At 52.8% G+C, this 12,025-nt stretch carries 11 protein-coding genes; 2 read left to right on the top strand and 9 right to left on the bottom strand.

Annotated elements, in window-relative coordinates; genetic code table 11:
• Positions 1–155 precede the first annotated feature (155 nt).
• From KOI40_RS11380 to KOI40_RS11340, 9 genes are all read right to left on the bottom strand, one after another.
• A complete protein-coding gene (locus tag KOI40_RS11380) occupies positions 156–818 on the bottom strand; it encodes an alpha-ketoglutarate-dependent dioxygenase AlkB family protein (protein ID WP_233710214.1) in 663 nt (220 codons plus the stop codon).
• Between the two features lie 145 nt (positions 819–963).
• Entirely contained in the window at positions 964–2,046 is a 1,083-nt protein-coding gene (gene murB / locus KOI40_RS11375) for a UDP-N-acetylmuramate dehydrogenase (protein ID WP_233710213.1), read from the bottom strand.
• Between the two features lie 61 nt (positions 2,047–2,107).
• The gene (locus tag KOI40_RS11370) at positions 2,108–2,581 is read right to left on the bottom strand and encodes a low molecular weight protein-tyrosine-phosphatase (RefSeq protein WP_216097650.1); all 474 of its coding nucleotides are present in this window, start codon (positions 2,579–2,581) and stop codon (positions 2,108–2,110) included.
• Positions 2,582–2,608: 27 nt separating this feature from the next.
• A complete protein-coding gene (gene kdsB / locus KOI40_RS11365; RefSeq protein WP_216097649.1) occupies positions 2,609–3,382 on the bottom strand; it encodes a 3-deoxy-manno-octulosonate cytidylyltransferase in 774 nt (257 codons plus the stop codon).
• Positions 3,383–3,436: 54 nt separating this feature from the next.
• Complete coding sequence (gene lpxK, locus KOI40_RS11360; protein ID WP_216097648.1) at positions 3,437–4,468, bottom strand: tetraacyldisaccharide 4'-kinase; 1,032 nt, start codon at positions 4,466–4,468, stop codon at positions 3,437–3,439.
• Position 4,469: 1 nt separating this feature from the next.
• Positions 4,470–4,895 (bottom strand): ExbD/TolR family protein, encoded by a 426-nt coding sequence (locus KOI40_RS11355; RefSeq protein WP_216097647.1) that lies wholly within the window; start codon positions 4,893–4,895, stop codon positions 4,470–4,472.
• 10 nt (positions 4,896–4,905) lie between these two features.
• Positions 4,906–5,532, bottom strand: a complete 627-nt coding sequence (locus KOI40_RS11350) for a MotA/TolQ/ExbB proton channel family protein (protein WP_216097646.1) — start codon at positions 5,530–5,532, stop codon at positions 4,906–4,908.
• Between the two features lie 179 nt (positions 5,533–5,711).
• Positions 5,712–8,072, bottom strand: a complete 2,361-nt coding sequence (locus tag KOI40_RS11345) for a DNA internalization-related competence protein ComEC/Rec2 (RefSeq protein WP_216097645.1) — start codon at positions 8,070–8,072, stop codon at positions 5,712–5,714.
• A gap of 75 nt (positions 8,073–8,147) precedes the next feature.
• Positions 8,148–8,624 carry a flavodoxin family protein gene (locus KOI40_RS11340; protein WP_216097644.1) on the bottom strand — a complete coding sequence of 159 codons (477 nt, stop codon included), beginning with the start codon at positions 8,622–8,624 and terminating at the stop codon, positions 8,148–8,150.
• Positions 8,625–8,785: 161 nt separating this feature from the next.
• Between KOI40_RS11340 and KOI40_RS11335 the strand changes: the two genes are divergently transcribed.
• Positions 8,786–9,808, top strand: a complete 1,023-nt coding sequence (locus tag KOI40_RS11335; RefSeq protein WP_216097643.1) for an AraC family transcriptional regulator — start codon at positions 8,786–8,788, stop codon at positions 9,806–9,808.
• Positions 9,809–10,314: 506 nt separating this feature from the next.
• A complete protein-coding gene (locus KOI40_RS11330; RefSeq protein WP_216097642.1) occupies positions 10,315–11,994 on the top strand; it encodes an acyl-CoA carboxylase subunit beta in 1,680 nt (559 codons plus the stop codon).
• The last annotated feature ends 31 nt before the right edge of the window (positions 11,995–12,025 follow it).

The following is a 12,025-nucleotide window of genomic DNA, read 5'->3' as shown; positions in this document are numbered from 1 at the left end:
TTTCGCGAATCCTAGCACCACTCACCTGATAGCAGCGATTTTATAGTTTTTACCCCGCTACAAAAAGGATTTTAATGCCAAAAACATTATTCCAGTAATATCTGAGCCACTTCCATTATGTCTAGTACGAAACAGGAACTGGCTCACACTTTGTTTCACTTTGATGACCGTCGAAATCCCGGAAAGACCTGTCGAAATGTAAGGTTGATTCTGGGCTCTGTCATGCTTTGCATTTTGGGCAAACAATGATGCCAATGATGCTGTGTTTGCCCGGACATCACCAACAGTGAACCCGACGGCAGCGACAGATGTAAGGGTTTCACTGATTTGTGACGACGATGTTTCAAACTGAATCGTCTTTCGCCGCCCAGGCTAATGGAAGCAATGACCGGATCCCGTCCCAGCTCTGGCTCATCGTCACTGTGCCAGCCGACACTGTCCTGCCCATTGCGATACAGGTTTACCAATACAGAATTTGTGGTGATGCCCAACTCTTGGTGCAGACGCTGGCGCAACTCAGTCAAAGGCGCCAGCCATGGATGCAAAGGTAACTGATAACCCGAATACTGATAATCACACCCTTCATCACCAAACCAGGCATTGAGACGCGGGATCTGCACCGGACGACCATACATCTGAATCGTCGATTGCTCCCAGGGCACCTGCTGTTCCAGCTGATCAAACAACGCAGCCACTTGTTTATCGGTGATCCAGTGCGGATACAGAGTCAGTTCACCATCCGGCAATTCGATTCGCTGAGGCACAGATTCATTAGCTGCGTCATCATCAAACAGCGATGGTTGCTTACTATTTGCCATGTCACCCCGCATACTTTACTTCGCCGGGTAGAGTTTACTCCTCAACGGCAGATAACTCGATGAGTTGTTAAATGAGTCGTTTAATGCGCCCTGCACAACTCATCGATCAATTTACTGATAGATACGAGTTACTGATAGATACGAGTTACTGATAGATACGAGGCTCAACCTCTAAAACCACACCAAATTTGGCCTTGATGTCGTCTTGAATCTTTTTGGCCAGAAGCAAAATTTCTGCGCCACTGGCATGACCCGGATTGACCAACACCAGCGCCTGATCTTTGTGAACACCCACCGAGTTTTGCTGATAACCCCGCCAGCCGGCCTGATCAATCAACCAACCCGCCGCCAGCTTTATTTGACCATTCTCAACCGGGTAACCTACCAGACCTTCATGTTGCTGCTGCAAGTTCTGGTACTGCTCCTGAGTGACGACCGGGTTTTTGAAAAAGCTGCCCACATTGGGAATCACATCAGGGTCCGGGAGTTTGCTTTGACGAATACTGCAAACCGCATCGAATACCCGGTGCGGCGAAGGCGGCTCGACACCGTACTCAAGCCCCTCTTCTGACTGCTGTTCAAAAAATTGCTTTAACGCGGGATATTCACACACAACGGCGGGCTCTTTTCTGAGTTTGAAAGTCACCGAAGTAATGATGTAGCGATCCTTCATTTGCTGCTTGAAAATACTGTCCCGATAACCAAAACGGCAGGCAGTTTTGTCGAAGTTCACACTGAGACCACTTTTGATCTCGACAGCACTGAGTTCAGAGAAGTAATCACACAACTCGACACCGTAGGCACCGATATTCTGAATAGGGGCCGCACCCACCGAGCCGGGAATGAGAGCCAGATTTTCCAATCCCCAGTAGTGAAAGTTCATGCAGAACTCCACCAGTTGATGCCAGTTTTCACCGGCGCCCACTTTCAGCCAGACATAATCATCATCTTCGGCAATGATGTCGCGCCCCTGAATGTCGATCTGCAATACCAGTCCGGGAAAATCCGCAGCCAACACCACGTTGCTGCCGCCTCCCAACGCCATGATCGGCAACGGATCGCCCTGCCCGGCCTCTTGCTTTCGCCAGGCCAACACAGCGCGCAATTGCTCCACCGAACTCACACGAGCCAGAAATGCCGCGGTCGCAGGCACCGCCAGGGTATTGAGAGACTGCAACGACGCTGACGGCATCATGGTCGGCAGAGGCATTGCAGAGTGATTATCCATTGAGCATTTCCACTGTTACGAGGCTTAAAAAATCAAAGCATTCAAAATTTATGATCGTCAATTAGAACTTATGATCAACAATATGTTGCAGCAACCCCTCGGACGCCGCTTCGATTAAATCCACAACATGAATAAATCCGGACTCGCCACCATAATACGGGTCTGGCACTTCTTCGACTTGAGAGGACGCGTCAAAACGCAGAAACAGATCCAGATGCCCCGTGTAGTCTGCGGGGGCGATGGCTCTTAAATTCGACAGGTTTTGTTTGTCCATCGCCAAAATATAATCAAAGGTATCGAAGTCTTCCCGCGTCACCTGACTGCCACGCAGCGAACTCAGGTCGACCCCGCGTTCAAGCGCCATGGCCACAGAACGGGGATCGGGCGGCTCGCCAATGTGCCAGTTGCTGGTGCCCGATGAGTCCACGAATATTTTGTCGTCCAGGCCCCTTGCTTTCACCAACCCGGAAAACACACCCTGTGCGGTTGGCGAGCGGCAAATATTGCCCAGACAAACAAACATCACTTTGATCATGGGAGTACGAAACCTCTGCTTTGGTTTTTAACTACTGGCAGCCGCCAAATACTGGCGTACGCGCTGCAAGTCTTCTTCGGTATCCACGCCTCCGGGGACGGCCTCGACGGCCTCCTGCACATGAATCCGGTGACCATTCCACAGGACTCTCAGCTGCTCCAGACATTCGAGTGATTCAATGGGAGCGACCGGCCATTCGACAAACTGATTGAGCAGGCTGACACGGTAGGCGTAAATGCCAATGTGTCGCTGAAACAGGCTGCTATCGGGCAACGCAGCAGTCTCGACGCCTTTGGCGAATTCATCCCGCGGCCAGGGCATGGAGGAACGGCTGAAATACAGGGCGAGACCATTTTTGTCCGCCACGACCTTCACGACATTGGGGTTCAGAAAGTCCGCCTTATCGTGAATGGGTTCGCTCAGGGTTGCCACGCTGGCGCCTTGTGCATTCGCCAGGTTCAAAGCCACCTGATTAATCACAGACGGGGGAATCAGCGGCTCGTCGCCCTGCACATTGACCACAATATCACTGTCATCGAGACCCAGCTGGTCGGCGACTTCCTGCAGACGGTCCGTGCCCGACTCATGCTTGTCTGAGGTCATGCAGAACTTGCCGCCAAAGCCTTCAACAACATCTGCAATGCGCTGATCATCAGTCGCGATGACCACCTGACTGGCGTCACTCAAAAGCGCCTGCTCATACACCCACTGAATCATCGGTTTGCCGGCAATGTCCTTCAAGGGTTTTGCGGGCAAACGGGTTGAGGCATAGCGTGCAGGGATGACGACGGTAAACTTCATTAAAGAATCTCGATAAGTAATGGGGCGTGAGGCTCAGCCCGCTTAATGAATATGTTAGCCAACCAGACCGGATTTCGACAAAAACTCAGAAAACTGGTCGTAGAATTGCGCGGGCAAGTCGGCTTCGACCGACAGATACCACCAATCCGGCTTGGCAAAGGACTGGCATTTTACCGCATCCTTGGCGGTCATCAGAAGGGGTCGGGAACCCACATAGGCCAGATCTTCCGCGTGAAACGCGTGATGATCCGGGAAAGACTGCCCTCTTACGGCAATGCCCAGACCCTGCAGGGTTTTGTAAAAACGGTCAGGATTGCCAATCCCGGTCACCGCATTGACCACTGTATCGCCTGCAAACGGCAAAGCGTCCAGCGGCAACTGCTCTCCGGTCTGCACATTGCACCAGGCTGTGGGCTGCAATGACATGGGGAGGGCCTCTACCCCATTCACAGAAACACCCTGCTTTGAACCATTAACAATCACGCAGTCGACTTCTTGCAACCTTTCTGGCCCTTCACGCAACGGCCCAGCGGGCAGACACAGCCCATTGCCCAGCAGCCTTGCGCCATCCAGCAAACAGATCTCCCACTGGCGGGACAACTTGTAATGCTGCATGCCGTCATCGCTCAAGATGACGTTACACTGATGCTCGTTGATCAATTTCTGGACAGAGGCGTTGCGGTCAGCCCCGACCATCACGGGGCAATCGGCTTCCATGGCGATCAGCAGTGGCTCATCACCACTCTCGGACACCGGGGACGTGGCGCTGACAAAATAAGGATAGGATGGTGCAGATCCGCCGTAACCACGGCTGATGACACCCGGTCGCAGCCCCTGCGCTTTGAGGTAGCGGACCAGGGCGATGATCACCGGGGTTTTGCCGGTGCCACCGAGTGTAATATTGCCGACAACAATCACCGGCGCAGAAAAAGGCGTGGCCCGCTTCTGCAAACGACGACGGCGAACACCGGCCAGCAAGCGCAGTAACAGACTCAACGGCCACAACAGCCACAACCACCACCGCCCCTGATACCAGGCATCCAGCCAGAAGGCTTCTCTGGAATGACTGGATTTGGGCGCAGCCACGCTATTCGCCGTCTTCTGTGGGTTTACGGGTGGTGATACTGAGATGAATAAAGCCCAGCTGACCAGCGACATCCATGGCCGTCACCACCGCCTGGTGGCTGGATTTGGCATCGGCCGTGATCGTCAGAGGAGCCGAATTATCCCCTTCTGACAATTTCTCCAGGGCAGATCTGAGGGTTTCCGGCTTCTTGTTGATCAAAGACTGACCGTTGACCGAATAGCTGCCGTCGGCAGCGATCAGAATGTCCATGACCTTGTCATTCTTTAACGCAGGCTCGCCATTGGCTTCCGGGAGGTCGACGGTCAGATGGGTTTCTTTGGTAAAGGTGGTCGACACCATAAAGAAGATCAGCAGCAAAAAGACCACATCGATCAGGGGCGTCAGGTTGACGGAGTCTTCCGTCTGAAGCTGTCGTTTAAACTTCACTTCAGCATCCTCAAGACGATTTCACGTCAACTCGACGTTCACTGTGTAACGCATCCACCAGTTTCACAGCTTCCTGCTCCATGGTAACCACCAGGCCATCCACTTTACGGGTAAAGAAACGATGCACCACCATGGCCGGAATCGCGACACACAAGCCTGCAGCGGTGGTGATCAGGGCTTCAGAAATACCACCGGCCAGAACGCCGGCATTGCCCGTGCCCTGCATCATGATGGCGGTAAACACTTTGATCATCCCCAGCACCGTACCCAGCAGGCCCAACAGAGGCGCTACCGCAGCAATGGTTCCGAGAGCACCCAGGTAGCGCTCCAGATCGTGAACCACCTTGCTGGCGGCCTCTTCGATGCTGTCTTTCATCACATCACGACCATGACGGGAGTTGCTCAAACCCGCCGCCAGAATCTGACCCAGCTCGGAGGATTGTTTCAGTTCTTTGAGCTTGGAAGCGTCCAGCTGGTTGTTTTTAATCCAGCCCCACACCTGAGCCAGCAATTGCTTGGGAGCGATTTTCTGAGCATTTAATGTCCAATACCGCTCAATACTGATCGCGATCACAGCAATTGAACACAAAATAATCGGCAACATCAGCCAGCCACCGGCAGATACAATTTCCAGCACTTCTTGCTCCAGAATCTCTTGTTGTCATTGTGAGCACCCTGATACCGGTGCCATCATTTTTCTGATGCAGGACTTTACCACACTCCCAGAGCATTAGAACTCCCCCTGGCTCTCAGATTTTGCCAGCGATATTTAAAAAAACCTCACTGACATCAATAAGATAGCGAGACCTGCCGTTTTCACTCAAAATCAAACTGGCGCCAATACCGGCGCACATCCTGACGATACCGGTGCAGATCCACCACTGGCCCCGCCCCCACCTGAAATTCAATGGCTCCTGCCCGACTGGTGTGAAGCAGCTCTGCCCCTTCTTTCTGATAGCGCTCAACCACTTGACGCTGCGGGTGACCGTAGCGGTTGCGATAACCTGCACTGAACACCACCCAGCGCGGAGACAATTGTTTCACCAGGGCAATGGACGATGACGTGCCGCTACCGTGATGAGGCGCCACCAGCAGATCCACCGGCTCTTGCAACGCAGGGTGAGACAACAGGGAAAACTCTCGGGACCTTTCAATATCCCCAGGCAACAAGGCCCGAAACCCGTAGGCTTCGAGCAGCAAGACACAGGAGGCGTTATTGGTGTCGGCACCTGCCCAGCGTTCATCCCCCAGAACCGATACCGACCAATCGCCTATCTTTAGCCGCGAGTCCTGATCACAAGGTTCGAACAGCGCCTTTTGCTCTACATATTCAGGGGTCTTGCCGCCACTTATCCAGCGTGAAACGGCCACGCCCTGCAGGAGGGACTGAAGCCCGCCGCTGTGATCCCGGTCCCAATGGCCAATCACACCCAAATCCAGCGAGCGAACACCCCGATCAAACAGAAAAGGCACGACCACCGCACTGCCCGCATCAAAACTTTCCGAGTACCCCGGGCCGGTATCGTAGACCATCCAGCGGTTGCTGCTACCGGCGACAATAGCCAGCCCCTGCCCAACATCCAGCACGGTGATCGCTGCCTGTCGATGTGCGGGTGCAGCAGGCAATGCAACCCCAAGCACGGCCATCAGTCCCAAAATGCGAGTGGATACATTCAGCGGCAAGATGGCCAGCACCAAACCGAAACAAGCCACAGCAAAAGCCAGTGGACTTAACTGGACTTCAGGCGTCAGTAACCCATGAGCAGCCAATTCTGAAAACTGATCCAGCCCCCACCAAAATCCATCCACCGTTAAATGGGTCAACTGCCAGAGATAGCTGGCGAGCTGTTGAGACCACAAGCTCACAAACAGGGCGAAAAGAATCAGTGGTACCACCACGACACTGACAAAAGGCACCGCCAGATAATTCACCACAGGTGAGACAAAACTGATTGGCATCCCCCAAAACAGCTGCAACAACCCCATCGTCAAAAACAGAGCCAGCTGCATTTTTAACAGCACCCACAATGTCTCAAGCCAGCCCTGTGCCGGACGTGACAACAGCAACAACAGCACGCCAACCGCGCCAAACGAAAACCAGAAGCCAGGCTCCAGAATCGATAAAGGCTGCAGCAACAGCACAGCCATCATGGATACCCACAACCCCTGCCAGACACTGTAGCGGCGATAACAGCAATACCAGAAAGCCGCCGCAACCAGCATGATCAGTGCTCGCTGCGTCGCGAGAGAAAAACCCGCCATCCAGCCATAGACAGCGGCAACCATGACCGCACAGCCCCAGGCACAATGAGGCCCATATATCCGCAGGGGAAAACCAAGACTCAGACAGGCACCGATCATGCGACCGATTAGAAAACCCACCGCTGCCGCCAGACCAATATGCAAGCCGGAAATAGACAGCAAATGACTCAGGCCCATCTGCTGTACGGTGTTAGCATCCCCCTCTTCCATGACAGAGCGATCCCCCATAGACAGTGCCAGCATGACCGCCAATGAGCGATCACGCCCAAACTGCTCAAGCAGATTCTGTCGTAAGCCGGAGCGCCACAACTGCGGCGGACTATCCAGTGCGCTTACTCTTGCCTCATCCCTCAAACGCACATAACCGGTGGCCCCTATGCCGCGGCTGAGCAGCCAACGCTCGTAATCGAACCCTCCGGGATTGGCAAAACCGTGAGGCCGTTTTAATCGCACCTGAAAACGCCAGCCTTCGCCACCACGGATCACAGGGCCGTCATACAATGACAATCGGATCTTTGAAGGCACCCGCTCAATCGGTTTACCCCCCTCAAGCGATATGCTGTCTACCCGTAGCGTCATCCGTTGAATAACGCGAGATGCTTCCACCTGTTTGGACACCAAGCCATCCACCCGTCCCTCAACCCATAGATCGATACCTTCCAGCTCGGGGGCCAGCCTGTTATCGAGTCGTGAACTCCCCCAGCCAATTGCCCAGATAAAAGCCAAAAGTACAACGGAGAGTTTTATCAGCCCGCTTTTTTGATCATCACTGGATAGAAAGAAGCCGAGGCAAACTGAAGAGACAACAACAAAGGCAGCCATCAGGGAACAAACAGATACGGAGGGAATTTCAGGTAATAACGATGCCAGCACAAATGCACTGACAAAAAGAATTCGAAAGATCAGTGAACTCACACGCCTTCATCCTTGATGGCTGGAATTGAGTTTATTCAATTACTGGTGGTTAGCGACTGCGGCTCAGGGCGTCTCTCAAAACACTCCCATGCTTAAACCACAGGCAAGAGTTTGACCAAACTCTTCTGCCGCTGTCAGATGATCATCAGTAATTTCACCACGAGCTATCAACGGTTCCATCACTTTTTTCATGGGGTATCCCAACAAAATACGATCGCACTCCCTCACCGCACCCGTGCCGTCATTGCCCGCAGAAATAAACAAACCATAGGGCCGATTGAGCTCATAGGGTTCTGCCGGGTAATAAGTGCGGTCAAAAAAATCCTTGAGCATGCCGCTCATGTAACCGAAGTTTTCCGGCGTACCAAACAGCACAGCATCACACCAGAGCAAGTCTTCCAGCGTGCCCTCGGCAGCACGAACCAGCCGGGTCTCGGTGGTTTCAGACTCGGCACAGGCACCGCGGTACACCGCTTCAGCCAGCCGGCCGGTATTGCCAGACTGGGTATGGTAGAGAACCAAAAGGTGCTTTTTGTCGGATGCATCATTCATGAAAGGGATTGTACGGTGGGACTGAGGACACGAAAACCCTGTTTAACAGGCTGTGACCAGAGAACAGACTTCTGGTAACCTTTCGGTCATCTTTTAGCATGAATCTTTCGTGCTAGTACATGTATACGTAATGCATCTATAGGGATAAAGCATCTACCGTTATGGCAACCATTGGTGTTCACTACATAAAAAGTGCATTGGGCGGCGCGGCTGCAAAGGGGCTGGATACCAAAGCCCTGTTGCGTCAGGCTCGCATCCCTGAAAAACCCCTTAAGGACCCCAAAGCACGTATCCATGTGGATCTGGTGGCCAAACTCTATGGCGACATCAGTCGCGCCCTGAATGATGAGTTTATGGGATTCACGGAACACCCCTGTAAATACGGCACCTTTGCCCTGATGGCAGATTGGGTATCCACGGCTGAAACCCTGGAAGAACTGCTGCAAAAAGGCATCCGCTTTTACAACCAGATCACCGATGAACTGCAAATGTCACTGGAATATGAAGGTGACCATGTTTACCTGACCACGGTGTTTCGTCGCCCTGAACTGGATTTTGAACACTTCTATATCGAATACTGGCATGTTATCTGGCACCGCTTTGCCAGCTGGTACATTGGTAAACCCATTAAATTACTGGGTACCTATATCAACTACACACCACTGGACGCCGATGAATTCCGCGTTTTATACCGCTGCCCTACCTACCTGAAAAGCAAGGTCAATCGGCTGGTATTTCATCGCCACTACCTCAACCAGCCTTTGGTCAAAAGTCAGCGAGAGCTTCAGGTGTTCCTGCGCCGCGCGCCCATCGACATGCTCACCATCCCCGGCGAGGACACCAGCCTCACCGCCCGGATCAACCAGATGCTGCAGCCCAAGCCCAACACCGTATTGGTACTGCCTAAATCCAATGAAATTGCTGAGCAGCTGGACATCAGTGAGCAAACCCTGAGGCGCAAGCTGAATGCCGAAGGCACCAGCTATCAACAGATCAAGGACAATCTTCGCAGTGATCTGGCCACAAAGCTGCTGGCCAACCGCAGTCTGAACATCGCAGAAGTGGCGCGCCTGCTGGATTTCAGTGAACCCAGAGCCTTCACCCGGGCCTTCAAGCAGTGGTCTGGCCAGACACCCCGCGCCTTCCGCTCTGCCAGACAGTCTCGCAGCAAAACATCCGTTTAATCATCTTATTTCGGCAATATAGACAAAACCGCCAAAGCGGCTTGGGTCTTGAGCACACTCCCCTTTTTTACACTATGCTGATGGGCAAACGACCCTATGGTCATGTCCATGTCGCCCAATTGCTGAGCACAAAATCTCAAACCGTGCACTTGCAGTGCGCAGCTTTTGATCAGACAACCTCAAAATAGACACTTTCTACCATCCAAAATCACAAAATTATTTTTTTGAAGTATGTTTTTGTCTATTTTAATTATAATTTTTTGTAACAATTTCAATCACGTAAAATATGTTTTTTAAATATATATCAATAGCTTACAAAATTTATGAGTGGTTATTACGGACGTATTAAGCTGTTCCAAAGATAGACATAAGACATTAAGATCCGACCACCTAATAAGTCCTGTTCTGTGATTAACCCCAACACACAGAACCGGGAATAAAAAGTCGGGCTCGGCCTTTCGCAAAGCCCCCGAACGTCAACATGACCAACAAGAGCTGGAATAAGCATGACGAACGCAACTAAGCCGCAGGCAACCCTCGTCAACCCATTCGATGATGCCGCAGAAGTGGAATTCAGTGTTCCCGGACAGGCCTCTTACGAGCCGGGTTTGTACGAAGAAAATCTGAAACAAGGTTACGATCTGATCCAACGTCCCCGCAAAGCGGCTGGTGTACCTGCTGTAGAGCGTCAGCACGCCAAGCAGCGTATGACCATCTGGGAACGTCTCGCTTTCCTGACAGACGAAGATCCTCAGGTTCTGTTCCAGAACTGGGGCAAGAATCTGGACGGCGCCTCGATTGTGACTGCCGTAGTCAAGATCAATGGCCGCGATGTTGCCGTTTACGGGCATGACTTTACGGTTCGCGCGGGCTCCATGGATGCCACCAACGGTAAAAAGCTGGCTCGCCTGTTTGAGCTGGCGGGCAAGCGTCGCATCCCTCTTGTAGGCATGAACGACTCTGCCGGTGCTTTTGTCCCTGCCGGTGTCGGCGGTCTGGACGGCTACGCTGAAGCGTTTACTGCATTGCGCAAGATCAGCGGTGTTGTGCCTTCCATTATGTGTATGTTCGGCTTTAACGCCGGTGGTGGTTCTTACCTGCCACGTCAGGGTTCTTTCCTGATTCAGCCCAATGAAACCTTCTTTGGCCTGACCGGCCCTGGCGTTGTGAAATCCGTTCTGGGTGAAGACGTAACCCCCGACGAACTGGGTGGCCCTGGCGTTCACAGCCAATCTGGCGTGACCGATTTTGTGGTACCGGACGAAGTGGCTGCACTGCGCAAAGTAAAAGCACTGCTGAACTACATTCCGGACAACAACTCTGTACTGGCCCCTTTCCAGCCAACGTCTGACCCGATTGACCGTAAAACCTGGGACATCGACATTCTGTTGAAGAAAGCCTTCAACTCACCCAGCGGGTTCAACACACCGCTGGACGTCACCATCATGATCCAGCAGCTGTGTGACCACGGCGACTTTATGGAAATCCAACCCGATCGCGCCCGCAACACCGTGTGTGCTCTGGGTCGTATGGGCGGTAATGTCATTGGTTTTGTGGCCAACAACTCCGCCGTATCCTCGGGTCAGATCGACATTGATGCAGCCCTGAAGAATGCTCGTTTTATCCGCTTCTGTAACCTGTACAACATTCCCATGATCTTTATGGAAGACACCACTGGCTTCCTGCCCGGTCGTGAACAGGAAGCTGGCGGTATCGTGCAGGCCGGTCGCGCCATGCTGGATGCCATCATCGACCTGCGTACGCCGCGCTTCCTGATGATTATCCGTAACGCCTTTGGTGGTGCTTACGCGTCCTATAACAACTACCCTACCGGTGCTGACTTTGTTTGCGCCTTGCCTTCTACCCGCGCTGCGGTAATGGGCCCCGCCGGTGTTGAGTTTGTTTACAAAGACGAAGTCAAAGCCATCCGTGCCGAAGTGAAAAAGCGTCTGGCTGCTGGCGAGCCGGAAGCGGACGTTCTGGCCTGGCAAGCGGCTCAGGACAAAGCCCTGAAAGATCGCTACGAAGCGGAGCTGATGAACCCGAACGAAGCCCTGAGCCTGGGCTCTATTTCTCAAATTGTTATGCCTTCTGATCTGCGTGAAGTGCTGTGTAAACAAATGGACTTCCATTTGCGTCATTACACACCCGAACCCTTCGCCGGTCCGCAACGCGAGTTCCACTAAAACCGCGCACGTTTAGGCAACGAAACAAACA

This window comes from Pseudomaricurvus albidus (assembly GCF_018863235.1).
GTDB lineage: Bacteria > Pseudomonadota > Gammaproteobacteria > Pseudomonadales > Cellvibrionaceae > Pseudomaricurvus > Pseudomaricurvus albidus.
This window is presented reverse-complemented; position numbering and strand designations above follow the sequence as displayed.